At 72.9% G+C, this 26,567-nt stretch carries 26 protein-coding genes; 15 read left to right on the forward strand and 11 right to left on the reverse strand.

Annotation, left to right across the window (positions count from 1 at the left end; translation table 11 throughout):
* Window positions 1–4 precede the first annotated feature (4 nt).
* A complete protein-coding gene (locus ACFWI8_RS16280; protein ID WP_387091197.1) occupies window positions 5–685 on the forward strand; it encodes an AIM24 family protein in 681 nt (226 codons plus the stop codon).
* A gap of 17 nt (window positions 686–702) precedes the next feature.
* On the forward strand, window positions 703–1,458 hold the full coding sequence (locus ACFWI8_RS16285; protein WP_387091200.1) for an AIM24 family protein: 756 nt from the start codon (window positions 703–705) through the stop codon (window positions 1,456–1,458).
* A gap of 25 nt (window positions 1,459–1,483) precedes the next feature.
* On the opposite strand, the gene ACFWI8_RS16290 is transcribed toward ACFWI8_RS16285, so the two are convergent.
* Together ACFWI8_RS16290 and ACFWI8_RS16295 are read right to left on the reverse strand one after the other, a co-directional pair.
* A complete protein-coding gene (locus tag ACFWI8_RS16290) occupies window positions 1,484–2,008 on the reverse strand; it encodes an NUDIX hydrolase (protein ID WP_387091203.1) in 525 nt (174 codons plus the stop codon).
* Window positions 2,005–3,477 (reverse strand): zinc-dependent metalloprotease, encoded by a 1,473-nt coding sequence (locus tag ACFWI8_RS16295; RefSeq protein WP_387091206.1) that lies wholly within the window; start codon window positions 3,475–3,477, stop codon window positions 2,005–2,007. Before ACFWI8_RS16295 ends, ACFWI8_RS16290 begins: the two co-directional genes overlap by 4 nt.
* Window positions 3,478–3,612: 135 nt before the next feature.
* Here ACFWI8_RS16295 and ACFWI8_RS16300 point away from each other — a divergent pair, with 135 nt between their 5' ends.
* The 4 genes from ACFWI8_RS16300 to ACFWI8_RS16315 all read left to right on the forward strand — a co-directional run bounded on the left by ACFWI8_RS16300 (window position 3,613) and on the right by ACFWI8_RS16315 (window position 6,681).
* Window positions 3,613–4,785: an NAD-dependent epimerase/dehydratase family protein gene (locus ACFWI8_RS16300; protein ID WP_387091209.1), complete on the forward strand. Its 1,173-nt coding sequence runs from the start codon at window positions 3,613–3,615 to the stop codon at window positions 4,783–4,785.
* Between the two features lie 29 nt (window positions 4,786–4,814).
* Window positions 4,815–5,294: a molybdenum cofactor biosynthesis protein MoaE gene (locus tag ACFWI8_RS16305; RefSeq protein WP_387091213.1), complete on the forward strand. Its 480-nt coding sequence runs from the start codon at window positions 4,815–4,817 to the stop codon at window positions 5,292–5,294.
* A gap of 96 nt (window positions 5,295–5,390) precedes the next feature.
* Complete coding sequence (locus ACFWI8_RS16310) at window positions 5,391–5,564, forward strand: hypothetical protein (RefSeq protein ID WP_387091216.1); 174 nt, start codon at window positions 5,391–5,393, stop codon at window positions 5,562–5,564.
* A gap of 25 nt (window positions 5,565–5,589) precedes the next feature.
* Window positions 5,590–6,681 (forward strand): PDZ domain-containing protein, encoded by a 1,092-nt coding sequence (locus tag ACFWI8_RS16315; RefSeq protein ID WP_387091217.1) that lies wholly within the window; start codon window positions 5,590–5,592, stop codon window positions 6,679–6,681.
* Between the two features lie 41 nt (window positions 6,682–6,722).
* Here the strand turns inward: ACFWI8_RS16315 and ACFWI8_RS16320 are convergent, their stop codons facing one another.
* Complete coding sequence (locus ACFWI8_RS16320; RefSeq protein WP_311604928.1) at window positions 6,723–7,280, reverse strand: PPA1309 family protein; 558 nt, start codon at window positions 7,278–7,280, stop codon at window positions 6,723–6,725.
* A gap of 152 nt (window positions 7,281–7,432) precedes the next feature.
* On the opposite strand from ACFWI8_RS16320, the gene ACFWI8_RS16325 reads away from it, so the two are divergent.
* A complete protein-coding gene (locus tag ACFWI8_RS16325; RefSeq protein ID WP_387091446.1) occupies window positions 7,433–10,369 on the forward strand; it encodes a UPF0182 family protein in 2,937 nt (978 codons plus the stop codon).
* A 346-nt stretch (window positions 10,370–10,715) separates the two neighbouring features.
* Window positions 10,716–12,347: a tetratricopeptide repeat protein gene (locus ACFWI8_RS16330; protein ID WP_387091221.1), complete on the forward strand. Its 1,632-nt coding sequence runs from the start codon at window positions 10,716–10,718 to the stop codon at window positions 12,345–12,347.
* Window positions 12,348–12,762: 415 nt separating this feature from the next.
* Here ACFWI8_RS16330 and ACFWI8_RS16335 read toward each other — a convergent pair whose 3' ends face one another.
* On the reverse strand, window positions 12,763–13,368 hold the full coding sequence (locus tag ACFWI8_RS16335; protein ID WP_387091224.1) for a TetR/AcrR family transcriptional regulator: 606 nt from the start codon (window positions 13,366–13,368) through the stop codon (window positions 12,763–12,765).
* 48 nt (window positions 13,369–13,416) lie between these two features.
* Here ACFWI8_RS16335 and ACFWI8_RS16340 point away from each other — a divergent pair, with 48 nt between their 5' ends.
* From ACFWI8_RS16340 to ACFWI8_RS16355, 4 genes are read left to right on the forward strand one after another with little or no spacing between them, the layout of a single operon-like run.
* A complete protein-coding gene (locus ACFWI8_RS16340) occupies window positions 13,417–15,024 on the forward strand; it encodes a carboxyl transferase domain-containing protein (protein ID WP_387091227.1) in 1,608 nt (535 codons plus the stop codon).
* Window positions 15,025–15,053: 29 nt separating this feature from the next.
* Window positions 15,054–17,033, forward strand: coding sequence for an acetyl/propionyl/methylcrotonyl-CoA carboxylase subunit alpha (locus tag ACFWI8_RS16345; protein WP_387091449.1), 1,980 nt, complete (start codon window positions 15,054–15,056; stop codon window positions 17,031–17,033).
* Window positions 17,030–17,980, forward strand: a complete 951-nt coding sequence (locus ACFWI8_RS16350; RefSeq protein WP_387091230.1) for a hydroxymethylglutaryl-CoA lyase — start codon at window positions 17,030–17,032, stop codon at window positions 17,978–17,980. The genes ACFWI8_RS16345 and ACFWI8_RS16350 overlap by 4 nt, the downstream gene beginning before the upstream one ends.
* 5 nt (window positions 17,981–17,985) lie before the next feature.
* Window positions 17,986–19,134, forward strand: a complete 1,149-nt coding sequence (locus ACFWI8_RS16355) for an acyl-CoA dehydrogenase family protein (RefSeq protein ID WP_387091232.1) — start codon at window positions 17,986–17,988, stop codon at window positions 19,132–19,134.
* A 64-nt stretch (window positions 19,135–19,198) separates the two neighbouring features.
* Here ACFWI8_RS16355 and ACFWI8_RS16360 read toward each other — a convergent pair whose 3' ends face one another.
* From ACFWI8_RS16360 to ACFWI8_RS16380, 5 genes are all read right to left on the reverse strand, one after another.
* On the reverse strand, window positions 19,199–19,327 hold the full coding sequence (locus ACFWI8_RS16360; RefSeq protein WP_311596963.1) for an LPFR motif small protein: 129 nt from the start codon (window positions 19,325–19,327) through the stop codon (window positions 19,199–19,201).
* A gap of 85 nt (window positions 19,328–19,412) precedes the next feature.
* Window positions 19,413–19,769 (reverse strand): hypothetical protein, encoded by a 357-nt coding sequence (locus ACFWI8_RS16365; RefSeq protein ID WP_387091235.1) that lies wholly within the window; start codon window positions 19,767–19,769, stop codon window positions 19,413–19,415.
* Window positions 19,770–20,006: 237 nt separating this feature from the next.
* Window positions 20,007–20,477 (reverse strand): NUDIX hydrolase, encoded by a 471-nt coding sequence (locus tag ACFWI8_RS16370; protein WP_387091237.1) that lies wholly within the window; start codon window positions 20,475–20,477, stop codon window positions 20,007–20,009.
* The gene (locus ACFWI8_RS16375; protein WP_387091240.1) at window positions 20,474–20,689 is read right to left on the reverse strand and encodes a DUF397 domain-containing protein; all 216 of its coding nucleotides are present in this window, start codon (window positions 20,687–20,689) and stop codon (window positions 20,474–20,476) included. The genes ACFWI8_RS16370 and ACFWI8_RS16375 overlap by 4 nt, the downstream gene beginning before the upstream one ends.
* Window positions 20,686–21,579 carry a helix-turn-helix domain-containing protein gene (locus ACFWI8_RS16380; protein WP_387091243.1) on the reverse strand — a complete coding sequence of 298 codons (894 nt, stop codon included), beginning with the start codon at window positions 21,577–21,579 and terminating at the stop codon, window positions 20,686–20,688. The genes ACFWI8_RS16375 and ACFWI8_RS16380 overlap by 4 nt, the downstream gene beginning before the upstream one ends.
* Window positions 21,580–21,739: 160 nt before the next feature.
* On the opposite strand from ACFWI8_RS16380, the gene ACFWI8_RS16385 reads away from it, so the two are divergent.
* Window positions 21,740–22,153 (forward strand): ATP-binding protein, encoded by a 414-nt coding sequence (locus ACFWI8_RS16385; protein ID WP_387091245.1) that lies wholly within the window; start codon window positions 21,740–21,742, stop codon window positions 22,151–22,153.
* A gap of 9 nt (window positions 22,154–22,162) precedes the next feature.
* On the opposite strand, the gene ACFWI8_RS16390 is transcribed toward ACFWI8_RS16385, so the two are convergent.
* Window positions 22,163–22,735, reverse strand: coding sequence for a hypothetical protein (locus tag ACFWI8_RS16390; RefSeq protein WP_387091248.1), 573 nt, complete (start codon window positions 22,733–22,735; stop codon window positions 22,163–22,165).
* Window positions 22,736–22,742: 7 nt separating this feature from the next.
* On the reverse strand, window positions 22,743–23,699 hold the full coding sequence (locus tag ACFWI8_RS16395; RefSeq protein ID WP_387091452.1) for a DUF389 domain-containing protein: 957 nt from the start codon (window positions 23,697–23,699) through the stop codon (window positions 22,743–22,745).
* Between the two features lie 128 nt (window positions 23,700–23,827).
* On the opposite strand from ACFWI8_RS16395, the gene ACFWI8_RS16400 reads away from it, so the two are divergent.
* Window positions 23,828–24,103, forward strand: a complete 276-nt coding sequence (locus ACFWI8_RS16400) for a hypothetical protein (RefSeq protein ID WP_387091251.1) — start codon at window positions 23,828–23,830, stop codon at window positions 24,101–24,103.
* Between the two features lie 66 nt (window positions 24,104–24,169).
* The gene (gene glmS, locus ACFWI8_RS16405; protein WP_387091254.1) at window positions 24,170–25,990 is read left to right on the forward strand and encodes a glutamine--fructose-6-phosphate transaminase (isomerizing); all 1,821 of its coding nucleotides are present in this window, start codon (window positions 24,170–24,172) and stop codon (window positions 25,988–25,990) included.
* The last annotated feature ends 577 nt before the right edge of the window (window positions 25,991–26,567 follow it).

Genomic DNA, 26,567 nt, shown 5'->3' on the forward strand with positions numbered 1-26,567 from the left:
CGTGATGGACCAACGCATGATCGCGGGGTACACCCCGGCCGCCCCCGCCGCCCGGATGGACAACCACGGCCCGGCCATCGCCAGGATCGCGATGCGGCAGGGCCAGGACCTGTTCGCGCGGACCGGCTCGATGATCGCCTACGAGGGCTTCGTCCAGTACGAGTCCAACCCGGCGGCGCTCGGTCAGGCCATCGCCGGCCGGCTGGCCGGCGAGAGCGTGCCGCTGATGAAGTGCTTCGGCGACGGCCTGCTCTACCTCGCCGACTACGGCGCGAACGTCGTCTGCCTCCCCCTCCGACACGACAACCTGTCGGTGAACGCCAGCAACGTCCTGGCCTTCGACGCCCACCTCGAGTGGGGCGTGCAGCGGGTCAAGGGGATCGCCAAGTTCGCCGGTCAGGGCCTGTTCAACCTCGGCATATCCGGGACCGGTTGGGTGGCCGTCACCAGCCGCGGCACCCCGGTGGTCGTGGACTGCGGCCGGGCCGGCGAGACCCTTGTCGACCCCGACGCGCTGGTCGCCTGGTCCACGGGCCTGCAGGTCACCGGCAAGCGCAGCTTCAAGGCCAGCTCGCTGCTCGGGCGCGGCAGCGGCGAGGCCTACCAACTGGCCTTCTCCGGACAGGGCTTCGTCGTCGTGCAGCCCAGCGAGGACTCCACCGACCGGCTCGGCCGACAGAACTGACGCGGGGGACACGGCAGATGCAGAGCCCGATCTTCAACCACACCGTCAACCAGACCGAGGAGCACTTCGCGCCCCAGGGCGCCCACATGCTCCGGGTCAACCTGACCCGCGGCGTGGACGTGCTCGCCAGGACCGGCAGCATGGTGGCCTTCGAGGGCATGGTGGAGTTCGACGGGGAGCACCAGTCCCGGCGACAGCAGCACAGCCAGTGGGCCACCGGCGAGGTGCTGCCGCTGATGCGCTGCTTCGGTCAGGGCGCCGTCTACCTCGCCAACCTGGCCCAGCACGTGCACGTGCTCGACGTCGACCACGAGGGCCTGACCGTCGACAGCTCCTACGTGCTCGCCCTCGACGCCCACCTGCACTGGGACGTCGTCGCCGTCGACAGCCAGTACGGCATACCCGGCGTCGGCGCGTACAACCTGGTCATCGCGGGGCAGGGCAAGGTCGCCATCACCACCTCCGGCTTCCCGCTGGTCATGCGCGTCTCCCCGGAGAACTACGTGAGCGCCGACGCGGACGCCGTGGTGGCCTGGTCCTCGTCGCTGCGGGTGCAGGCACAGGCCCAGACCAGCAACCGGTCCGCATGGCGGCGCCGGGGCGACACCGGCGAGGGCTGGGAGCTGAGCTTCATGGGCGAGGGCCACGTGGTCGTCCAGCCGAGCGAGCTGATGCCGCCGCTGCACACCTCGTTCGGCCAGCAGCTCGGCGGCCAGTTCCGTCAGGACGGCACGCCGGGCCTGCACCAGGGCGGCGCCTGGGGCCCCCGCTGAGCCGTGGCCGCGGGGGCCGGCGCGGTCACAGCAGGGCGCGGGCCCGCGCCGTGAGCCGGACGACGGAGGGGTCGGCCACCGCCGGCACCTCGTCGTAGTGGAACCACCGCAGGTCGAGCGACTCGTCGCTGATCGCCGGCCGGGCCCCGGCGGGCGCCACCGCCGCGTACTGCACGTCCAGGTGGACGGCGCAGGGCGTGCGGTGCCGGTCGAGGCCGGCGGGCCGGGGCAGCAGCCGCAGCCCCTCGATGCCGGACTCCTCGGTGGCCTCCCGTAGCGCGGCCTCGGCCAGCGTGGCATCCGACGGCTCGCAGTGCCCGCCGGTCTGCAGCCACGCCCCGATCTTGGGGTGGAGGGTGAGCAGCACCCGCTCCCCTGCCGGGTCGATCACCAGCGCGCTCGCCGTGATGTGGCCGGCGCCGCAGGACCGCCACACGCCGTCCTCATGGGTCGCGAGGTGGCGGCCGTACGCGGTCCGCAGCTCCTCCTGCGCCGCGTCGGGCGCCGACCACTCGCGCAGCACGCGGCTGGCGTCCTCGTGCAGGCTCACTCGCCCCGGCCGCCCTTGCCGTCGCCGCCGTCCTCGTCCTTCTGGTCCTTCGCGCCGGTGTCGCCGTTCTCGCCGTGCTCACCATCGCCGGGCTTCTCAAGACGGGGGCCGTCCTCGCCCGCCGCGTCGCCCAGCATCCGGTCCAGCTCCGAGAAGTCCAGCTGCTCCCGGTGCACGAAGCCGTCCGGGTCGTCCAGGTCCTCGGCCGTCGGCAGCATGTCCGGGTGCGCCCACAGCGCGTCCCGCCCCTGCGCCCCGCGCGCGTCCGTGAGGGAGGCCCACAGCCGCGCCGCGTCCCGCAGCCGGCGCGGCCGCAGCTCAAGCCCGATCAGCGTGGCGAACGTCTGCTCCGCGGGGCCGCCCGAGGCCCGGCGCCGCCGCAGCGTCTCCCGCAGCGCCCCGGCCGACGGCAGGTGCGGCTCGGCGGCGGCGAACACCACCGCGTCCACCCAGCCCTCCACCAGCGCGAGCGCCGTCTCCAGGCGGGCCAGGGCCGCCTTCTGCTGCGGCGTGTCCTCCGGCTGGAACAGGCCCTGCTGGAGCTTCTCCTGCATCTCCTCGGGCCGCGTCGGGTCGAGCTGGCCGACCAGGTCCTCCAGCTTGCCGGTGTCCACCTGGATGCCCCGCGCGTACCCGTCGACCGCGCCGAACAGGTGCGACCTCAGCCACGGCACGTGCGCGAAGAGCCGCTGGTGCGCGGCCTCCCGCAGCGCCAGGTAGAGCCTGACCTCCTCCTGCGGCACGCCGAGCCCGGCGCCGAAGGCCGCCACGTTCTGCGGGAGCAGCGCGGCCTTGCCGGCCGGCCCGAGCGGCAGCCCCACGTCCGTCGAGCCGACCACCTCGCCGGCGAGCACGCCGACCGCCTGCCCGATCTGGGTGCCGAACATGGCGCCGCCCATCGAGCGCATCATGCCGATCAGCGGCCCGGCCATCGCCTGCATCTCCTGGGGCAGCACGTCGCCCATGGCGGCGCCGACGCGCTCCGCGACCGGGTCCACCAGCTCCCGCCACACCGGAAGCGTCGCCTCGACCCACTCGGCCCGGCTCCAGGCCACCGCCGAGCCGGAACCGGAGGGCAGCGAGGTGACGCCGTCCAGCCACAGGTCGGCCAGCCGCACGGCCTCCTCGACCTGCGCCCGCTCGGGCGAGGACACGCTCTGGTCCCGCGAGCCGTCCTGCGCGCCCTGCGCCACCGTCTGCCGGGCCACCGAACGGGCCAGCTCCCAGTTCACCGGGCCACCCTCGTACGACAGCATCTGGCCGAGCTGCTGGAAGGCCGCGCCCAGGTCCTGCGGGTTCAGCTGGCCGCCGGCGCCCATCGAGCCGAACAGCGCGGCCAGCGGGTTGTCCGCGGGCCCCTGCCCACGGCCGCCCTGTCCCCCGGCGCCGCCACCACCGCGCTTCTTGCCGGATTCACCATCATCCGGCTCCTCCGGGGGGAGGCCGAATCCGAAGGGAAAGTCACTCACGGGAATCCTCGGCTCTGTGTGTCGGACGGAACCAACGTGGCTGCCCGATCGCTGGTCTCTGCCTCCAGCCTAGACACCTCTCAGGCAGGATGGGCGTGCGCACGTCGTACCAGAAACAACCGCTGGAGAAGTCCTGTGAGTTCCCCGGAGCCAGCCGTTCGCGCAGCGCGAAACGGCCCCGCGGCCCCGCTGACCGTCGCCGTCACCGGTGCCGCGAGCGGGGTGGGCGCCCTGCTCACCGAGCGTCTGCTGGCCGCAGACGAGGTGAAGCGGGTGCTCGCCCTCGACGAGCGCGTCGGCGACGCCAAGGGTGCCGAGTGGCACACGCTGGACGTCCGCGACCCGGCCATCGCCGACCTGCTGCGCACCTCGGGCGCCGCCCGCGGGCCGTTGCGCCGCGAGGGCGGGCGCGACCGGGACCGCGAGGGGACGCAGGGCCCGGTGGACGTGGTGGTGCACCTCGCCCTCGACCTGGACCTGGAGTCCGACCCGGCCGCCCGCACCGCGTACAACGTGCGCGGCACCCAGACCGTGCTGACCGCCGCCGCGGCCGCCGGGGTGCGGCGCGTCGTGCTGTGCACCTCGGCCATGGTCTACGGCGCGCTGCCGGACAACGACGTGCCGCTGGCCGAGGAGGCCGAGCTGCGCGCCACCGCCGACGCCACCTGCGTCGGCGACCTGCTGGAGATCGAGCGCCTGGCGCGCCGCGCGCCGCGCGCCCACCCCGGGCTCAACGTCACGGTGCTGCGCCCCGCCGTGCTGGTCGGCGGCACCGACACCGCGCTCACCAGGTACTTCGAGTCGCCGCGGCTGCTCGTGGTGGCCGGCTCCCGGCCGCGCTGGCAGTTCTGCCATGTGGACGACCTGGTCAGCGCCCTGGAGTTCGCCGTCCTCGACCGGGTGGAGGGCGAGCTGGCGGTGGGCTGCGACGGCTGGCTGGAGCAGGAGGAGGTCGAGGAGCTGACCGGGATCCGGCGGATGGAGCTGCCGCCCTCGGTGGCCCTCGGCGCCGCGGCCCGGCTGCACCGGCTCGGCCTCACCCCGTCCCCGGCCGGCGACCTCGCCTACACCATGCACCCCTGGGTGGTCAGCGGCAGCAAGCTGTACGAGGCGGGCTGGCGGCCGCGCTGGAGCAACGAGGAGGTGCTGGCCGAGCTGCTCGCCGAGGTCGCGGGCCGGCACACGGTGGCCGGCCGCCGGCTCGGCCGCAAGGACGCCGCGACAACGCTCGGCGCGGCCGGCGCGACGGTGGCGCTGGTGGGCACGGCGGCCCTGGTGCGGCGGGCGAGGCGCAGCCGGCGTCGTTGAGCGGGCGTTCGATGGGGCAGCATGGGGGCATGACTGGGCCCACTTCCACGCCTCCCGAAAGCCGTGCCGACCGCGCGGAGCCGATCCGGTTGCTCGCGATCCGTGACACCCCGCTGTCCGTGGACGAGGTCTTCGCGGCGGTGGGCCACGAGCGGGCCGGCGGCACCGCGTTGTTCGTCGGCACGGTCCGCGACCACGACGGGGACGCCAAGGGGCCGGCCGTCACCTCACTGGCCTACTCGGCGCACCCCAGCGCGGAAGGCGAGCTGCGGCGGGTCGCCGAGAAGGTCGTGGCGGACTTCCCCGTGGAGGCGCTGGCAGCCGTGCACCGGGTCGGCGACCTGGGCGTCGGCGACCTCGCGGTGATCGTGGCGGTCGCCTGCCCGCACCGCGGCGAGGCGTTCGACGCCGCCCGCCGTCTGATCGACGACCTCAAGCGGGAGGTCCCGATCTGGAAGCACCAGTCCTTCGCGGACGGGACCCAGGAATGGGTGGGGGCCTGCGCGTAGTGCGTGGGAAGATCATCGAGCAAGTTACTCCGGTTGCGTAACCCGTTCCCACGACCGAGCGTTGGTGGTACGTCCGCCCGAGGTGGGAGGTAGGTCATGGCGGTTCTCGTGTGGCTGCTGATCCCCGTCGCCGGCGCGGTGGTGGCCGGGCTGTGGAGTGCCTGGGCCACCCGTCGCAGAGTGAACCACCGGGGCGTGCGGGACAAGGCCGGGGTGCGGGGCTACGAGGCGTTCCGCGCCGCGATGGAGCGGGCCCCGGCGGACGGCTGACGGTCCCGTCACGTACTGTCAAGGCATGCCACGCCGCACCGCGACGCTGCTGACGTCGATACTCCTGCTGATAGGGCTGCTCTGTGCCGGAGTGCTCATCAACGTGCCCTACGCGGAGATGTCGCCGGGTCCCACGGTCAACACCCTGGGCGAGCACGACGGCGAGCCGGTGCTGAACATCGAGGGCCACGAGACGTACGAGGCCTCCGGCCACCTCAACATGACAACCGTCCGCGTCACCGGCGTCGACTACCGGATGAACCTGCTGGAGGCGGTCAGCGGCTGGCTGGCGGCGGACGCGGCCGTGGTGCCGTACCGCACGCTCTACCCCGCGCGGGTCTCGGCCGACGAGGTCGAGCAGCAGAACGCGGAGGAGTTCAGCGCCTCCCAGGAGAGCGCCAAGGTGGCGGCGCTGGAGGCGATCGGCTACGACATCCCGGCACAGACCATCGTCGCCGCCGTCGTCAGGGACAGCCCGTCGGAGGGGCGGCTGCACGCCGGGGACGCGATCGTGGCCGTGGACGGCACCAAGATCACCGAGCCGGGGCAGGTCGCCGAGCTGGTCACCCAGCACGAGCCGGGCGAGGACGTGGTGTTCACCATCGTGCCGGCCGAGCAGGCCCAGGCCGCCCAGGAGGCGGGCGAGGAGCTGCCCACGGACACCGAGGACGTCACCATCACCACCGCGGCCGCCGACGACGACCAGCGCGCGATCGTCGGGATCCAGGCCGGGGTCACCCACACCTTCCCGTTCACCATCGACATCAAGCTGGCGGACGTCGGCGGGCCGAGCGCCGGGCTGATGTTCGCGCTCGGTCTGATCGACCGGCTCACCCCGGACGACCTGACGGGCGGGGCCTTCGTCGCCGGCACCGGCACCATCGACGACGAGGGGCGGGTCGGGCAGATCGGCGGCGTCTCGATGAAGGTCATCGCGGCCAGGGAGGCCGGCGCCGAGTACTTCCTCACCCCGGAGAACAACTGCGCCGCGGCCGCGGAGAACGCGCCGGACGGGCTGACGCTGGTGCGCGTGGCCACGATCGACGACGCCCTCGCCGCACTGGAGGACATCAGGGAGGACCGCACCGGGGACCTGCCGCTCTGCTCGGCGAGCTGAGCGGCAGCCCCTCGGGCGGCCCCCGCTACTCCTTGAAGGCGCTACTCCTCGAAGGTGGCGCCGAGCGCCGCGGCGAGACCGGGCACCAGGTCGGGGCCGGTCAGCACGTCCATCGGTGAGTCCTTCTCGCGCAGCCGCAGCGCCGACTCACGGCGCCCGTCCCGCAGCACGGCCACCGTCATCCTGACCTCCTGCCGGTCCGGGTGCTCGGCCACCCAGTCGGCCAGCGCGGCCTCGGAAAGGCCCTCGGGCAGCTGCGCCTCGGCCGTGGGCGGCAGCATCAGGCGCTCGACGGCCAGCGCGCAGCCGGCCACCTGCTCGGGCCAGGCGATCGTCGCGAGGAACTCGTCGAGCGGCACCCCGGCCGGCAACTCGTCCTGTTCGACGGGGGTCAGGGGGCTGTCGCCCCCCAGGTCGAGCTGTTCGGCGAGCGCCGGCTCCTCGGCGCGCAGCCGCTCGGTGTCGACCAGCGCGAACAGCAGCGCCGGGCGGTCCCAGCCGAGCCCCGCGACATAGTCGTCGATTTCGAGCACCGCCCTGGTGAGCGGATCGGCGGCCGGTGGTTCGGCCCTGGGTACGTCGGGGGTCGTGTTGTCCATGGGCCCTATCGTGCCGTCTCATACCCCGAAATCGGGAACCGAGTAAAGCTTGAGTAAGTTAGTCCAAGTGGGCCGCACGATGTCCGTTGGGGGGTTGTTCGGTCCGACAACGACCACAGCGATTCATTGAGGTGCGCACCTTGGCTTTCCAGATGCCGGACCGGGGCTCGGGCCGTGGCCCCAACGGTCCGAACGGTCCTCGGGGTCCGAGAGGTCCCGGCGGCCCACGGTTCAGCGTCGGACGTCCCTCCAGGGGCGCCAGGAGCCTGCTGATCACGGCCGCCATTCTGGCCGGACTCGCCATTCTCTTCGCCATGTTCGCCGGATTCTGGACGGACTGGCTCTGGTATCGCTCCGTCGGATACACGAGCGTGTATCGCACCGAGCTGCTGACCAGGACCTCGATGTTCGTGGCCTTCGGTCTGGTGATGGCGCTCGTGGTCGGCTTCAACATCTGGCTGGCGCACCGGCTTCGGCCTCCGCTGAGCGCCATGTCGATGGAGCAGCAGAATCTCGATCGTTATCGAATGGGTATCGCCCCCTTCAAAAGGTGGGTGCTGATCGGCGTCTCGCTGGTGATCGGTCTGATCGCGGGCGGTTCGGCCTCCGGCCAGTGGCGCACCTGGCTGCAGTGGGTCAACGGGACGTCGTTCGGCGTCGAGGACCCGCAGTTCCACCGAGATGTCTCTTTCTTTACCTTTGATTACCCCTTCTATCGATTCATCCTCGGTTTTGCCTTCGCCGTGATCGTCCTGTCCACGATCGCGGCCGCGTTGACCCACTACCTCTACGGCGGGGTGCGGCTGACGACGCCCGGCAGCCGGATCACGCAGGCGGCCACCGGCCACCTGTCGGTGCTGCTCGGCCTGTTCGTCGCGCTCAAGGCCGTCGCCTACTGGCTCGACCGCTACGGCCTCGCGCTCAAGGGCGGCGACTTCCGCAACGCCGAGGGCTGGACGGGCCTGCGCTACGTGGACGCCAACGCGTACCTGCCGGCCAAGACGATCCTGACGATCATCGCGGCCATCTGCGCCGTGCTGTTCTTCGCCACGCTGTGGCGGCGCGGCTGGCAGCTGCCGGTGATCGGGCTCGGCCTGATGGTGCTCTCCGCGGTGCTGATCGGCGGCGTCTACCCGGCGCTGGTCCAGCAGTTCCAGGTCCGGCCGAACGAGCAGGCCAGGGAGACGCCGTACATCCAGCACCACATGGACTCGACGAAGGACGCCTACGACATCGCGGACGCCAGAATCGAGGACTACTCGGGTCAGAGCGACGCGTCACCCGAGGAACTGCGCAACGCGGTGAGCGACACGGCCTCCATCCGGCTGCTCGACCCGAGCGTGGTCTCCCCGGCGTTCCAGCAGATCCAGCAGGTCCGTGGCTACTACCAGTTCCCCGGCACGCTGGACGTGGACCGCTACCCGATCGGGACCGACGGCGCCGAGCAGGACACCGTGATCGGCCTGCGCGAGATGAACGTCAACCAGATCCCCGAGCGGAACTGGATCAACGAGCACTTCCGCTACACCCACGGCTTCGGCGTGGTGGCCGCCAACGGCACCACCGCGCAGAGCAACGGCCAGCCGGAGTTCACCGAGCGCGACCTGCCGGAGGAGGGTCTGCTGACCGACACCCTCGGCGACTACGAGCCGCGCATCTACTTCGGCGAGTACACCACCCAGTACTCGATCGTCGGCGGCCCGCAGCAGGAGATCGACTACGCGGGCGAGGACGGCGAGGTCGAGTACAGCTACTCAGGGGACGCCGGCGTCTCGCTCGACAACTACTTCGTCCGCGCCGCGTACGCGCTGACCATGGGCGAGCCGCAGATCCTCTACTCCGGCGCCATCGGCGACGGCTCGCGGATCCTCTACAACCGCACCCCCAAGGAGCGGGTGGAGGCGGTGGCGCCCTGGCTCACCATCGACGGCGACCCGTACCCGGCGGTGGTGGACGGCAGGGTGCTGTGGATCGTGGACGCGTACACCACGTCCAACGGCTATCCGTACTCGTCGCGCACCACGCTCGGCGACGTCACCGAGACCTCGCTGACCGAGACCCAGGGCGACGTGATCGCCCAGGAGAACCAGGTCAACTACATCAGGAACTCGGTGAAGGCCACCGTCGACGCGTATTCGGGCGAGGTGGAGCTCTACGAGTGGGACGAGCAGGACCCGGTGCTGCAGACGTGGCGCAGCGCGTTCCCCGGGACCGTGCACGACCGGGACGACATCGGCGAGGACCTGCTGGCGCACCTCCGGTACCCGCAGGACCTGTTCAAGGTCCAGCGCGACCTGCTCCAGCGCTACCACGTGACCAGCGCCGACCAGTTCTACAGCGGTTCCGAGCGCTGGCAGGTGCCGGACGACCCGACCCAGCAGGGCCAGTCGGTGCCGCCGTACTACCTGAGCATGCGGATGCCCGACCAGGACGGTCAGGTGTTCTCGTTGACCACGACGTTCACGCCACAGGGTCGAGATACCCTCGCGGCCTACATGGCGGTCGAGGCGGACGCGAGATCCGACGACTACGGCACGATGCGGCTGCTCACCCTGCCGGCGAACACGACGGTGTGGGGCCCACAACAGGTGCAGAGCCGGTTCAACTCCGATCCGGACATCGCCACGGAGATCAACATCCTCCAACGCGGCGACTCCGAGGTCGAGTACGGCAACCTGCTGACGGTGCCCCTGGAGGGCGGTCTGCTCTACGTCGAACCGGTCTACGTGCGCGGTGCCAGTACCAACTACCCGCTGCTGCGGAAGGTGCTCGTCACCTACGGTGAACAGACGGCGTTCGAGGACACGCTGGGCGAGGCGCTGGACGTCGTGTTCGGCGTGACCGAGTCCGGCGAGGAGCCGCCCGAGGGTGAGACACCACCGCCGGACGAGGGCGAGGAACAGCCGCCTGGCGACGCGACGTTGGAGGAGGCCATCCAGGACGCCGCCCAGGCCTGGGACGAGAGTCAGCAGGCCTTCGAGGCGGGTGACTGGGGTGCCTACGCCGACGCCCAGGAGCGACTCGAGGAGGCCTTCGGCCGCATCGAGGAGTTGGAGGGCGGTCAGCCCGAGGAGACGCCGTCCGAGTGACGGGTGACATCGCGTGAGGGGCCGGGAGACGGTGACGTCTCCCGGCCCCTCGTGTCGTCGGCCGTCCCGCTCTCACCTCGCACTTCACCAATACCGTGCACGCCGGCCACAGTTCAGACCCGTCAACCCGTCAACCTTGCGCATAAGTTCGGCGGTTGCGGCTGGTGCTTGGTGACCTGCTCTGACAGTGTCGAGCGGCATACTGCGTCTCGACTCAGGACAACTCCCGGCGCGCGATGGTGTTTGGGTGTATCCATATCGGGAAGTCGACAAACCGCTGAAGTGACTTCACTGGCTGCGGTATACCAGGTGTACGCAGGTTTCAGGTGGTGCGACTATGGACCTTATGGGGGACAACGCGAGGTTCGAGAGCAGTCGTGCGGCTGCGCGCGAGGGCGCGCGGCTGCTGCGCCTGGGCGACCTGGACCACGCCGAGGCACCGCTGCGCGCCGCCGCGGCGGACGGTGAGCGGTCGGCGGCCAACAATCTGGGGGTCCTGCTGTACCAGTCGGGGCGCGCCGAGGAGGCCGCCGAGTGGTGGCGGATCGCCGCCGTCGGGGGTTCGGCGCCCGCCGCCCACGCGCTCGGCCGGCACCACCGCGAGCGCGGTGACGAGGCGGCCGCCGAGTACTGGCTGCGGCAGGCGGCCGAGTCCGGGCACGCCTCCGGCGCCTACGCCCTGGCCGACCTCCTCGACCACCGGGGGGCACCCGGCGCCGAGTCCTGGTTCCGGGCCGCCGCCGAGCGCGGCCACCGCGAGGCCGCCTACCGCCACGGCTGCCAGCTCGCCAAGCGGGACGCCGCGGCCGCCGAGGGCTGGTTCCGACAGGCCGCGGCGCGCGGCCACCGGCGCGCCGCGCTGCGGCTCGCCACCTCGCTCGAGGAGCGCGGCGAGCTGGCCGAGGCCGGCCGCTGGTACCAGGAGGCGGCCGAGGCGGGCGAGCCGCGCGCCGCGAGCGCGCTGGGCTTCCTGCTGCGCGACGGCGGCGACGAGGCCGGCGCCGAGCGTTGGTGGCGGCGCGCCGCCCGCGACGGCGACGGCCCCGCGGCCAACGCACTGGGCGCGCTGTGCGCGCAGCGCGGCGAGCGGCAGGAGGCGCAGCGCTGGTACCGGGCCGCGCTGGACGCCGGCGACACCAACGGCGCCTTCAACCTGGCGCTGCTCTGCGCCGGCCAGGGCCGGATGGCCCAGGCCGAGCAGTGGTACCGGCGCGCCGCCTACGCGGGCCACCGCGAGGCGGCCAACGCGCTGGCCGTGCTGCTGCTGCAGCGGGGCGACGCGGCGGGCGCCGAGCCGTGGTTCTCCAAGGCGGCCGAGGCGGGCAGCGTCGACGCGGCGTTCAACCTCGGCATCCTGCACGCCGGCCGGGACGAGACGGCGCAGGCGCGGCACTGGTACGAGCAGGCCGCGGCGGCAGGTCACCCGGAGGCGGCGCTGCAGATCGCCGTCGAACTGCTGCGGGCCGGCGGCTCCGAGGCCGACCAGCGGCGCGCCGAGGAGCATCTGACGCTGGCGGCCGAGGGCGGCAGCGTGGAGGGCGCGTTCCGGCTCGCCGTGCTGATAGAGCGGCGGGGCGACGAGGAGGCGGCCGAGCACTGGTACACGGTCGCGGCCGAGCGTGGCCACCGCCGTGCCCAGGTGCGGCTCGGCATGTGCGCCGCCGCGCGGGACGACGTGGTGACGGCGGCGCGCTGGTACCGGGCCTCTGCCGAGGCGGGCAGCCGCAACGGCGCGTTCAACCTGGGGCTGCTGCTGGCCCGCGAGGGCAGCCTGCCGGAAGCGGCCCTCTGGTGGCGCCGCGCCGCCGAGGCCGGCCACGGCCGCGCCGCGCTCCAGCTCGCACTGCTGGCCTCGCGCCGCGGCGACCTCGCGGAGGGCGGCACGTGGTGCACTCGCGCGATGGAGCTCGGTCCTCCGGAGGTCACCGAGCGCGCGGCCCGCCTGCGGGACGCGCTCCGCCAGGAGCTGACGGCGTAGGCGGCGTCGCTGCGCTTGGCTTTGGCCGCCGGCCCGCAGGCCGACCAGGCGGCGCAGCCGCCGAGGTCCGGCCTGCGGCCGTGTCGGCCTGCGGCCGTGCGGTGCCGCGCCCACCCACCCGCCCCTGGGGGCACCTCCCAGCGTTAGCTGGGGGAGGGTGGCCTCGCACGGCACGGGCCGTGCGGCCCGGCGGCGAAGCCGCCGCGGGCCTGGCCCGCAGGGCCACCCCCGCGCGAAGCGCGGGAAAGGGCGGGTGGGTGGGGGAAACCCCGGCGCGAAGCGCCCGGGCACCCGGCGGCGCAGCCGCCGCGGCTTCCGCGCCGCGCGCGAGAGGGCGGGTGGGTGGGGGAATCCACGCGCGGAGCGCGGCGGCCGTCCGCGCGCCCCGTGCGCGCCGCGCGCCGCGCGCCGCGCGTCAGCGCGCCGCCGCGGCCAGTGCCGCGCGTGCCTGGCGGTGGAGGAGGGCCGCGGTCTCCGCCCGGTCCGGCAGGTTCGTCGGGCTGGACAGCCGCCGCGTGGAGTTGAGGAGGCCGAACACCGCGTGCACCGCCGCCCGCGCCCGTGGCTCCGGCAGTTCGGGGTAGGCGCGGCGGGCCACCTGGACCCACAGCTCCAGGTACTCCCGCTGGAGCCGCCGCACCCGCTTGCGGTCGGCCTCCGGGAGCCAGTCCAGCTCGCGGTCGTGGAGCGTGATCAGCGCCCGGTCGTCGAGCGCGAAGTCGATGTGTCCCGCGATCAGCGCGTCGAGGGCCTCCTCCGCCGGGCGGCCGGCCGCCTCGGCCTCCTCGACCCGCCGGAGGCCGCCGTCCCGCAGCCGGCTGCTGATGCCGACCAGCAGCTCGGTCAGCATCGCGTCCTTGCCGGCGAAGTGCCGGTAGAGGGCGGGGCCGCTCACGCCGACCGCGGCCCCTATGTCGTCGACGCCCACGCCGTGGAAGCCGCGCTCGGCGAAGAGCCTGGACGCCTCGCGCAGGATCTGCTCGCGGCGGGAGAGGGCGTGGGCGGAGGCGTGCGACGTCATGAGAACGTATTGTAGACAGGCCCGTTAACGAGCGTTAACCTCTTCGGTATGCGGCAGGCACCGACGCTCAGCAGCACCGTGGACCCGGCGTCCGAGGCGTACCGGGCCAACGAGGCGGCTCACCGCGAGCTCGCCGCCGAACTGCGCGAGAAGCTGGCCACCGCCCGCCTCGGCGGCGGCGAGCGGGCCCGCGCCCGGCACGTGGCGCGCGGCAAGCTGCTGCCCCGGGACCGGGTGGACGCCCTGCTCGACCCGGGGTCGCCCTTCCTGGAGCTCGCGCCCCTCGCCGCCGACGGCCTCTACGACGGGCAGGCGCCGGCCGCCGGGGTCATCGCCGGCATCGGCCGGGTCAGCGGCCGCGAGGCCGTCGTCGTCGCCAACGACGCCACCGTCAAGGGCGGCACCTACTACCCGCTCACCGTCAAGAAGCACCTGCGGGCGCAGGAGATCGCACTGGAGAACCGCCTGCCCTGCCTGTACCTGGTGGACTCGGGCGGCGCTTTCCTCCCCCTGCAGGACGAGGTGTTCCCCGACCGCGAGCACTTCGGCCGCATCTTCTACAACCAGGCCCGCATGTCGGCCGCCCGCATCCCGCAGATCGCCGCCGTGCTCGGCTCCTGCACCGCCGGCGGCGCCTATGTGCCGGCCATGAGCGACGAGGCCGTCATCGTGCGGGGCCAGGGCACGATCTTCCTCGGCGGGCCGCCGCTGGTGAAGGCCGCCACCGGCGAGGTCGTCACGGCCGAGGAGCTCGGCGGCGGCGAGGTGCACGCCCGCACCTCGGGCGTCACCGACCACCTCGCCGAGGACGACGCGCACGCGCTGCGCGTCGTCCGCACCATCGTCGCCACCCTGCCGGAGCGTGGCCCGTTGCCGTGGTCGGTCGCCCCGGTCGAGGAGCCCGTCGTCGACCCGGCCGGCCTCTACGGCGTGGTCCCGGTCGACCCGCGCACCACCTACGACGTCCGCGAGGTGATCGCCCGCATCGTCGACGGCTCCCGACTCCAGGAGTTCAAGGCCGAGTTCGGGCCGACCCTGGTCACCGGCTTCGCCCGGATCCACGGTCACCCGGTCGGCGTCGTCGCGAACAACGGCATCCTGTTCTCCGAATCGGCCCAGAAGGGCGCCCACTTCGTCGAGCTGTGCGACCAACGCGGCATCCCGCTGCTCTTCCTGCAGAACATCGCGGGCTTCATGGTCGGCCGCGACTACGAGGCCGGCGGCATCGCCAAGCACGGCGCCAAGATGGTCACCGCGGTCGCCTGCGCCCGGGTGCCCCGGCTCACGGTGGTGATCGGCGGCTCCTACGGCGCGGGCAACTACTCGATGTGCGGCCGGGCGTACTCGCCGCGCTTCCTGTGGATGTGGCCCAACGCCAAGATCTCCGTGATGGGCGGCGAGCAGGCCGCGGCCGTGCTGGCCACCGTCAAGCGCGACCAGCTCGGGGACGCCTGGTCGGCCGAGGAGGAGGAGGCGTTCAAGGCGCCGATCCGCCGGCGGTACGAGACGCAGGGCAGCGCCTACTACGCCACGGCGCGGCTGTGGGACGACGGCGTGATCGACCCGCTGGAGACGCGCACCGTCCTCGGCCTCGCCCTCACCGCCTGCGCCAACGCGCCCCTGTCCGAGCCGAGTCACGGCGTCTTCCGAATGTGAGGGAGGGCAACACAGCGATGTTCACCGGCATGTTCGAGACCGTGCTCGTGGCAAACCGCGGCGAGATCGCCGTCCGGGTCATCCGCACCCTGCGCCGCCTCGGCATCCGCTCGGTCGCCGTCTACAGCGACGCCGACGCCGGCGCCCGGCACGTCCGCGAGGCCGACGTGGCCGTCAGGATCGGCCCGACCCCGGCCGCCGAGAGCTACCTCGCCATCCCCAGGCTGCTTGCGGCCGCCGCCGAGACCGGCGCCCAGGCCGTCCACCCCGGCTATGGATTCCTCGCGGAGAACGCGGCGTTCGCCCGCGCCGTCACCACCGCCGGGCTCGCCTTCGTCGGCCCGCCGGCCGCCGCGATCGAGACCATGGGCGACAAGATCCGCGCCAAGGCCGCCGTCGAGGCGGCGGGCGTGCCCGTGGTCCCCGGCGTCTCGGGCCCGGAGCTCGCCGCCGCCGCGCGCAAGCTGGGCCCGCCGCTGCTGCTCAAGCCGGCCGCGGGGGGCGGCGGCAAGGGCATGCGCCTGGTCACCGACACCGGGGAGTTGGAGGAGCAGATCGCCGGGGCGCGTCGCGAGGCGCTGGCCTCCTTCGGCGACGACACCCTGCTCGCCGAGCGCTTCGTCGAGCGGCCCCGCCATATCGAGGTGCAGGTGATCGCCGACGACCACGGCGCCGTGCTGCGGCTCGCCGAGCGCGAGTGCTCGCTGCAGCGCCGCCACCAGAAGATCGTGGAGGAGGCGCCGAGCCCGCTGCTCGACGACGCCACCCGCGCCCGGATGGGCGAGGCCGCCGTCGCCGCCGCCCGCGCCTGCGACTACCGGGGCGCGGGCACCGTCGAGTTCATCGTGCCCGGCACCGACCCGAGCACCTTCTACTTCATGGAGATGAACACCCGGCTCCAGGTCGAGCACCCCGTCACCGAGCTGATCACCGGGCTCGACCTGGTGGAGTGGCAGCTGCGGATCGCCGCGGGCGAGCCGTTGCCGTTCACCCAGGACGAGGTGCGTCTCACCGGCCACGCCGTCGAGGCCAGGATCTGCGCGGAGAACCCGGCCACCGGCTTCCTGCCCTCGGCCGGCACCGTCCGGCTGCTGCGCGAGCCGGCCGGCGAGGGGATCCGGGTCGACTCGGGGCTCGACGCGGGCACCGAGGTGGCCACCGCCTACGACCCGATGCTCGCCAAGGTCGTCGCCCACGGCCCGGACCGGCCCACCGCGCTGCGCCTGCTGCGCGCCGCGCTCGCCCGCACCACCGTCCTCGGCGTGGACACCAACACCGGCTTCCTGCGCCGCCTGCTGGCCCATCCGGACGTCGTCGCCGGCGAGTTGGACACCGGCCTGGTCGACCGCGCGGCGCCCTCGCTGATCCCGGCCGCCGTCCCGGACGAGGTGTACGTCGCCGCCGCGCTGCTGCGGCACGCCGAACTCGCCCCGGTGCCCGACCCGGCCGGCTGGACCGATCCGTTCTCCGTGCCGTCCGGTTGGCGCCTCGGCGGCCAACCGGCCTGGACCACCAGCGCGTTGCGCGTCGCCGGGCACGACCCCGTGACGGTGCTGGTCCGCCCCGGCGAGGCCCGCGTGGGCGAGGCCGAGCCGGTGCCCGCCCGGCTCGTCTCCCGCACCACCGGCACCGTCCACGTCGAACTCGCCGGCACCGTCCACGCGTTCACCCACGCCGCCGTGGCCGACGGGCACTGGCTGGGGCGGGACGGCGACGCCTGGCACGTTCGCGAGCACGATCCGATCGCCACCGCGGGGCCCGGCGCGGCGGCCGGCGCCGACGCGCTCACCGCCCCCATGCCAGGCACCGTCACCGTGGTCAAGGCCACCGTCGGCGAGCGGGTGTCGGCCGGTCAGAGCCTGCTGGTCGTCGAGGCCATGAAGATGGAGCACGTCATCGCGGCCCCGCACGACGGCACCGTCACCGAACTCCCCGTCGCCGCCGGCGCCACGGTCACCATGGACCAGCTCCTCGCCGTCGTCGCCCCCGCCGAGGAGCCCGCGCCATGACCCGCCCCACCCGCACCCCGGAACCCGGCCTCCCCGCCCGCGTCCGCATCCACGAGGTGGGCCCGCGCGACGGCCTGCAGAACGAGAAGGCCGTCGTCCCCGTCGAGGTCAAGGCCGAGTTCATCCACCGGCTCGCCGACGCCGGGCTCACCACCATCGAGGCCACCAGCTTCGTCCACCCCGCCTGGGTCCCCCAACTCGCCGACGCCGAGCGACTCTTCCCCCTCCTCGACGACCTGCGCGACCGCCGGCTGCCCGTCCTCGTCCCCAACGAGCGTGGCCTCGACCGGGCGTTGGCCCTCGGCGCCCGCGAGGTCGCCGTCTTCGCCAGCGCCACCGAGTCCTTCGCCAAGGCCAACCTCAACCGCACCGTCGAGGAGTCCCTGCGGATGTTCGCGCCCGTCGTCGCGCACGCCGTCGTCGAGGACGTCCCCGTGCGCGGCTACGTCTCCATGTGCTTCGGCGACCCCTGGGAGGGGGAGGTGCCGGTGGCCCGGGTCGTCACCGTGGCCCGCCGCCTGATCGAGCTCGGCGTCTCCGAGCTCAGCCTCGGCGACACCATCGGCGTCGCCACCCCGGGCCAGGTCACCGCCCTGCTCACCGCGCTCGGCGAGGCCGGCATCCCCGTCGAGCGGATCGCCGTCCACTTCCACGACACCTACGGCCAGGCCCTCTCCAACACCCTGACCGCGCTGCGCCACGGCGTCACCACCGTCGACGCCTCGGCCGGCGGCCTCGGCGGTTGCCCCTACGCCAGGAGCGCCACCGGCAACCTCGCCACCGAGGACCTGCTGTGGATGCTCGAAGGGCTCGGCGTCGAGACCGGCGTCGACCTCGACCGGCTCGCCGCCACCAGCGTCTGGCTCGCCGACTACCTCGGCCGCCCCAGCCCCTCCCGCACCGTGCGGGCGCTCCACCCCGGCGCCCCCGACTCCCACGAGGAGTGACGACCATGCCCCTGGACCACAGGCTGACCCCGGAACACGAGGAACTGCGCCGCACCGTCGAGCAGTTCGCCAACGACGTCGTCGCGCCGCGCATCGCCGGGCACTACGAGGCGCACACCTTCCCGTACGAGATCATCCGCGAGATGGGCAAGATGGGCCTGTTCGGCCTGCCGTTCCCCGAGGAGTACGGCGGCATGGGCGGCGACTTCCTCGCCCTCTGCCTGGCCATCGAGGAGCTGGCCCGCGTCGACTCCTCCGTCGCCGTCACCCTGGAGGCCGGCGTCTCGCTCGGCGTCACCCCCATCTACCGGTTCGGCACCGAGGCCCAGAAGCGGGAGTGGCTGCCGCGGCTCTGCGCCGGCGAGCAGCTGGCCGCGTTCGGCCTCACCGAGCCCGGCTGCGGCTCCGACGCGGGCGGCACCCGCACCACCGCCGTGCGGGACGGCGACCAGTGGGTCATCAACGGCAGCAAGAGCTTCATCACCAACTCCGGCACCGACATCACCGGGCCGATCACCATCACCGCCCGCACCGGCCCCGACGGCGCCATCTCCACCATCATCGTCCCCGCCGGCACCCCTGGCCTCACCGTCGCCCCCGGCTACTCCAAGGTCGGGTGGAACGCCTCGGACACCCACGAGCTGTCCTTCACCGACTGCCGGGTCCCCGTCGAGAACCTGCTGGGCGAGGAGGGCCGGGGGTACGCGCAGTTCCTCACCGTGCTCGACGAGGGCCGGATCGCCTTCTCGGCGCTGGCCACCGGCCTCGCCCAGGGCTGCGTCGACCAGTCCACCGCCTACGCCCGCACCCGCGAGGCGTTCGGCCGCCCGATCGGCGCCAACCAGGCCATCCAGTTCAAGCTGGCCGACATGGAGGCCCGCGCCCACACCTCCCGCACCACCTGGCGGGACGCCGCCTCCCGGCTCCAGGCCGGCGAACCGTTCAAGAAGGCCGCCGCCGTCGCCAAGCTGCACTCCTCGGACGCCGCCGTCACCAACGCCCGCGAGGCCACCCAGATCCACGGCGGCTACGGCTTCATGAACGAGTACCCGGTGGCGCGGATGTGGCGCGACGCCAAGATCCTGGAGATCGGCGAGGGCACGAGCGAGGTCCAACGCATGCTGATCGCTCGGGAGTTGGGCGTGACGGCCTGACCGCCTGGCCGCGGACACGAAGCGGCGGCCGGCGCGCAGCGCGCCGGCCGCCACTCCCACGGGGTCAGTGCCGCCCGCGTACCGTGTCGGACACCCCGCCGAAAAGACGGGCGACGGCCCGGAACGGCAGGGAGACAACGGTGGCAACCGCCCCACCGATCGCGCGGAGCACGTCCGCGATGGCTCGGAACATGGCAGACTCCTCCCTTCGATCGACCATCGGGTAACCCGGACATCGGTACCGAAACGTACGACGCGGTCGCCGCCGGCAAACCGGCTCACTCGTCCAACAACGCGTGGCAGAGGTCGAGCACCGCCTCGTTCTGTTCCTCGAAGGCGAGGTCGCACCAGAGGGACGGGTCCTCCATGATGTCGGCCAGGCTCGGGGTCTCGCCGGGCTCGGGGTCCGCGTCGGGGTCCTGTTCCGGCTCGGTCGCGGGAGGCGGGTCGTCGGGCACGGGGGTGGTCAGGCCCTCGTTGGGGGAGGGCGCGGTCAGGTCGAGGTCGGGCTCGGGGACCGGCTGGGCGGTGTCCTCGTTCCGGTCGGGGCCTGGCCCCGCGTCGACCGGCGCGCCGCAGGCGGCGGCGAGCAGCACGGCGGCCGTCAGCGCGAGAGACCTTCGTATCAGAGCCACGCGATCCTCCGGCGATCGTTCCTCTTCGGATCCGGAGGCCACTCTGCCAGACCGCCGCGAGGCGAACTCTCGGTGAGCGGTCGCCGGTCCGCTTCGCGGGCCCTCGCCGCCCGGCGGGCCCGGAGGTACCGGAGTGCCGTGCGTCGACCGGCAGAACCTGCTGGAGACGCTCCGCGGCCCGGCCGGGACCGGCTGACCTCCGGTTTCAGGTGCGCGCGGCGCGGCGAGCGTAGCGTCTCAGTGCTGGATGAGTCCGCCGGTCCGGACGGGCGGGACGTGGCCGGTGGCCGGCCGGGTCAGGGCCAGGGCGAGGCCGACGTCGACCAGCGACGAGCGGCGCAGCCGGGCGACGTCGGGGATCGGCGTCCACACGGACTCGGCGGTCTCGCCGTTCGGCTCGGGCCTGGGCCGGCCGCCGGTGACGCGGACCTCGTAGAAGACGCCGACGTTCTGGTGCGGGACGCCCCGACGCGCCTCGGCCGCGGGGATCACCCGGGAGTCCACGCCCAACAGCCGCTCGACGACGGCCTCGTAGCCGGTCTCCTCGGCGACCTCCCGGATCACCGCGTCGAACGGATCCTCCAAGGGTTCGACCCCGCCACCGGGAAGCGTCCAGACGCTCTCGCCCTCCGGCGGCACGTGGTGGGCGAGCAGCACCCGCCGCCCGTCGTCGACACAGACGGCATACGCCGCCAGTCGGAAGCTCACGCGCTCGCCGGCGGGTTGAACTCGCCCTGCGCGGCGCCGGCTATGAAGCACTCCCACACGTGCCGGGTGACGAGGAACGGCGGGTTGGCGAGGTCCTCGTTGTCCCGTATCGCCACGCGTCCGTCGTCCAGGAAGGCCACCTCCAGGCAACCGCCGTTGGCCGAACTGGCCGAGCTCTTGAACCAGGAGAGGCCGTTCAGGTCGCTGCTCATCGCATGTCCTCCGCTGCGTGTCGGATCAGGGCCGCGGACTCGTCGGGGTCGAGCGCCGTCGCCCGCAGGAGATCGAAGATGCTGGCGAAGCGTCGCACGTCCGCCCGTTTCTCCAGATACAGGTTGCCACCGGGGCTGTCGACGTAGACAACGGGCGCGTCCTCTTCGAACTCCAGCAGGCTGAACGCGCCCCAGAGGCCGGGGTGGGCGCCCTTCTGGTTCGGGATCACCTGCACGACGACGTTGGGCAGCGCTGACATGTCGATCAGGTGCTGGAGTTGGGCCCGCATGATGTCGGCACCGCCGAGCGGACGACGGATGACCGCCTCGTCCAGGATGGCCCACAGGTCGAGCGGGGAGTCGGCACGGCTGATCAGCTTCTGGCGTTCGAGCCGGACGTGTACGAGCGCATCGATGTCGGACGGCCGGTGGATGGCACCGCTCCGGAACACGGTCCGTGCGTAGTCCGGCGTCTGCAGCAGGCCGTGCACCAGGAGCGGTTCCCAGGCCCTTTCGGTCCTGGCGCTGCTTTCGAGGCCGACGTACACCTCGAGCCCCGACGGGAGCACGTCGTTGTACGGTGCCCACCAGCCGCGCTTCTGGGAGTTGCCGAGCATCTGTAGCAGCAGGTCGATCTGCTGCTGATCGGTGACGTGGTACAGCTCGCACAGCTTGGTGACGTCCGATGGCCGAGCGGTCGCCCGGCCCTTGCCGGTTTCGATGCGACTCACGCGCGTCTGGGAACAGCCCAGTTCCGCGGCGACCTGCTCGATCCCCAGGCCGGCCGCCTTGCGTAGCCGCCGCAGTTCCGCGCCGAGTTGGCGGCGATGAACAGTGGGGTTGCTCGGCTGCGACGCCATGCCGCTCTCCTTCTCGTCGTCGTTGCGCACTTGCGCGGAAAGTCTGCCACACGGCTCGGCACCGCCTTCCGATACGTACTGGTGTGCACCTGGTAGCCGATTCCGGTTCGCGCACTTGCGCAGCGAATGCGCAAGTGCGCACCCTGGCGGAGCACCGTTCGTCGCGTCGTCACCCGCGAGGTGGTCCCTCATGCCTGAGCAACGCCCGTCCTACCGCCGGCAGGCGGCTCGTTCGACCCGGTTCCGGCTGCGCGCCGAGCGTGAATCGGCCGCCGTCGCACGGCGATTGACGCGGCGGTGGTTGGGGGACGTGGCGGTGGTCGACGACGCCGCGCTGGTCGTCACGGAGCTGGTGGCCAACGCCGTGACGCACACCGGCAGTCGGTACGTCGTCTGCCGGCTGGCCGTCTGCGAGGACGAGGTGTGGCTCGCGGTCGAGGACGAGGGCGGGACGTCGGCCGTGCCGCGACCCCGGGCGCCGGACGACGAGGCCGAGTGCGGGCGCGGGCTGCTGCTGGTCGAGGCCGTGGCGGTCGACTGGGGCGTGGCGCCGCTGGAACCCGAGGGGCGGGTGGTGTGGGCGGCGCTCAAGAACCCCGGTTGAGGCGGCCGGTCAGCCGCTCGCGCCCTCCGGGTCGACCGGCGCGCCGTCGCCGTGTGGTGGGAGGTCGCCGCGTTCGACGGGGGCGTCGGGGGCGCCCTCCGGCGTCTCGGGGAGGGTGGCCGAGAGCTCCGCGTCGTCGGCGGCGTGGGCCTCGTCCAGTGCCGACCGCAGCGTCTCGCGCGACACCGCGTCGGCCGGCGCCTCGACCGTGACGGTGTGGCCGTCCTCCGCGCGGACGTAGGCGTGGGGGCCGCTGTCCACCGGCGGCCGGTACCAGACGGACTCGCCGTCCGGCTCGCAGTCGCAGGTGGCCGGGTCGACCGTGCCGCGGTCGACGACCAGGTGGATGGTGGAGCCGTCCGAGGACGAGACGTACGTGCTCTGGAAGCCGTCGGCGCCGGCCGGGGCCACCGACATGGGCGCCAGCTCGTAGCCGGACACCTCGGTCACGTAGACCAGCTCGATCGCCGTCTCGAGCGAGGCGGCCCGCGCCTCCAGCTCGGCACGGTCGGCGGCCTCCTCGCCGCAGGCGGCGAGCGGTATGAGGAGGGCCAGCGGCAACAACCGGAGTCTTCGTCTCATACGGTCATCATCCGGCACTCCGACTCCGCCGGGTGGGGACCATGTTCCGGACCCAGGCCCAGGAGGCCTTCTGTACCAGCAGGGTGAGGGTTCCGGCGACCAGGATGCCGGCGAGGTTCACGCCCAGTTGCAGCATGGAGCCGAGCGCCTCGGTGACGTGGCCGTAGCTCAGGGCGAGGGCGGCGTGCCCGGCCGCCGGGACCGTGGTCACCGAGATCGTGACGCCGACCAGCGCCGCCGACTTGGCCGAGGTCAGCGAGACCATCCCGGCCACGCCGGCCAGCAGGGCCACCACGAAGGACATGATGTCCGGCTGCCAGACGAACTCGACCGTCGGATGCGGCTGTTCGAACCGCGCCTTGGAGAACACCCCGAACCCGTCCATCATCAGCGAGAAGGCCGCCGTCAGCAGCATCGCCAGGGGGAAGCCGACGAGCAGCGCGGCCAGCGACCGCAGCCCGAGCCGCGGCGCCCGCGCGGCCAGACTGGTGCAGACCCCGGCCAGCGGCCCCAGTTCGGGGCCCACCACCATCGCGCCGACGATCAGGATCGCGCTGTCGAGCAGCACCCCGCAGGCGGCCAGCATCGTCGCCACGGTGAGAAAGACGAGGAAGGTGAACGTCAGCCGCGACTCCTCCTGCGTGGAGTCGATCAACGACTCCCACAGCACCGCGTCGACGCCCGCGCCCGGGGCCTCCTCCTGGGCCCGCTCGGAGCGCTCCGACAGGGACAGGTCGATGTCCTCGACCGAGACCGAGCCGACCTCCGCGAGGCCCGACACGCGCAGCCGCCGCAGCAGCTCGTCCGCCGCCTCGCGCGCCACGTCGCACAGCACGAGGTCCCCCGCCGGGTCCCGCGCGGCCCCCGGCAGCACGACCAGGTGCGCCGTCCCGACCGTCGACGTCAGCTCGGCGACGACCTCCTCGGTGCGGGCCGAGGGCACGATGATCCGCAGATGCAGCACGCCGGGCAGACTACTCACCCCCGCCACCTCGCGACCGGGGTCCGGCCCCGGAATGAGGAACGACACGTCCGTGCCCGAAATCGGGCACAGATGTTGCGGAAGCCCTCCTTGATCCGCAGTATCAAGGGGTGCTCGATCGCGGAACGCCCTACGACGACCTCGTGGACCACCTCGTGCGCACCACGCCGCTCGCCCGCGGTGAGGCTGCCCGGGTGGTTCTCGACGTGTTGGCGTACTTCGACGAGACGGCCGAGGAATACGTCCGGAGGCGGCACCGGGAGCTGCGTGGCCGTGGCCTCGGGAACGACGCGATCTTCGAGAGGATCGCGGAGGAGCTGCCACGCCGCGCCGTGGCGCCGCCGGCGCTCTCGCTGCGACAGCTGCGGCGGATCGTCTACGGATAGCGGCCGACGGGCGCGCGGGACACACGAGACACAGCGGACCAGCGGGAACAGCAGGAGGAGCCAGGCATGTGCGGAATCGTGGGATACATCGGAAAGCGTGATGTCGCGCCCCTCCTGCTGGAGGGCCTGCAGCGCCTGGAGTACCGCGGCTACGACTCGGCCGGCATCGCCATCCAGAGCAGCGGCAAGGCGGGCGGGCTCAAGACCGTCAAGAACGCCGGGCGGGTCCGCGACCTGGAGGCCAAGGTGCCGGCCAGGTTCGCCGGCACCGCCGGCATCGCGCACACCCGCTGGGCCACCCACGGCGCCCCCAACGACACCAACGCCCACCCGCACCTGGACGCCTCGGGACGCGTCGCCGTCGTCCACAACGGCATCATCGACAACTGCGCCGAGCTGCGCGCCAAGCTGACCGCGGACGGCGTCGAGCTGGCCTCCGAGACCGACACCGAGGTACTGGCCCACCTGGTCGGCCGCGCCCAGGCCGAGACCCTGGAGGAGAAGGTCCGCGAGGCGCTCCGCTACGTCGAGGGCACCTACGGCATCGCCGTGCTGCACGCCGACTTCCCCGACCGGATCGTGGTCGCGCGCAACGGCTCGCCCGTGGTGCTCGGCATCGGCGAGAAGGAGATGTTCGTCGCCTCCGACGTGGCCGCGCTCATCAGCCACACCCGCCAGGTCATCACCCTGGACGACGGCGAGATGGCCACCATCAAGGCCGACGACTACCGCACCTACACCACCGACGGCAGCCGCACCGCCGCCGCGCCGACCACCGTGGAGTGGGAGGCGGAGAGCTGGGACATGGGCGGCCACGACACCTACATGCACAAGGAGATCGCCGAGCAGCCCGACGCCGTCGACCGTGTGCTGCGCGGCCGGATCGACGACCGGTTCGCCACCGTGCGGCTCGGCGGCCTCAACCTGGACGCGCGCGCCGCCCGCGGGGTGCGCCGGGTGAAGATCCTCGGCTGCGGCTCCGCCTACCACGCGGGTCTGATCGGCGCCCAGCTGATCGAGGAGCTGGCCAGGATCCCGGCCGACGCCGAGCCGGCCAGCGAGTTCCGCTACCGCAACGCCGTGGTGGACCCGGACACCCTCTACATCGCCACCAGCCAGTCAGGCGAGACCTACGACACGCTGGCCGCCGTGCAGGAGCTCAAGCGCAAGGGCGCCATGGTGCTCGGCGTGGTCAACGTGGTCGGCAGCGCCATCGCGCGCGAGACCGACGGCGGCGTGTACGTGCACGCCGGGCCCGAGGTGTGCGTGGTGTCCACCAAGTGCTTCACCAACACCGCCGTCGCCTTCGCGCTGCTCGCCCTGCACCTGGGCCGGATCAGGGACCTGTCGGTGGCGGACGGCCGGCGGATCATCGAGGGCCTGCGCAAACTGCCCGAGCAGATCGACCAGATCCTGGCCGACGAGGAGCGGATCGCCAAGCTGGCGGCCGAGTTCGCCGACGCGAAGAGCATGATGTTCGTCGGCCGGGTGCGGGGCTTCCCGGTGGCCAAGGAGGCCTCGCTCAAGCTCAAGGAGGTCTCGTACATCCACGCCGAGGCCTACCCGGCGTCCGAGCTCAAGCACGGTCCGCTGGCGCTGATCGAGCCGGCCGTGCCGACCGTGGCGATCATCCCGAACGACGAGCTGCTGGAGAAGAACCGGGCCACGCTGGAGGAGATCAAGGCCCGCAGCGGGCGGATCCTGGCGGTGGCGCACGAGGAGCAGGCCAAGGCCGACGACACCATCGTGGTGCCGCGCAACGAGCCGGAGCTCGACCCCGTGCTGATGGGCATCCCGCTGCAGCTGCTCGCCTACCACACGGCGCTGGCGCTCGGCCGGGACATCGACAAGCCGCGGAACCTGGCGAAGTCGGTGACCGTCGAGTAACGGCGGACCGAGCCGGGACGCAGGGCGGCCCCCGGAGGGGTGCGTGCCACCATACGCACCACCGGGGGCCGCCATTTGCGCCGGCGTCGCCCATTACGCCGGCGGGGAGAAGCCGCCGCCGGGTCCGTCACCTCCCGGCCGGCGGCCGAAGTTCTGTCTGACCGCTGTCCCTTTTATGCCCGTCACAAACGCACAATCCACCAACCAGGGGCGACGAATTTGGTGAATGCTCGGTGAGAAGCCGCCGGACGGCGGCGGATGACTCCTGGCGCGTAGCGCCAGTGTGTGCCACGGCGCGGTGCGCGCTCGCCGGCGAAAGCCGGCGTTGGCGCGGGGCGCCTGCCGGCCGAAGCCGGCACCGGCCGGTGGCCGACCAGGGCGGCGGTCGGGAAGTGATGCTTGACGGCGCGCGGCGCGCGGTGCCCTCCGGCGGAAGCCGGTACCGGCCGGTGGCCGACTAGGCCGGCGGTCGGGTGCGGCGATTGGTGGTGCGGACCGTTGCCGGCGCGCAGCGCGCCGCGCCTGCCGGCGGGTCTGGCCGGCGGTCGGGTGCGGTGCTTGGTGGTGCGGACCGTTG

The organism is Streptomyces sp. NPDC127098, assembly GCF_042722465.1.
GTDB lineage: Bacteria > Actinomycetota > Actinomycetes > Streptomycetales > Streptomycetaceae > Streptomyces > Streptomyces millisiae.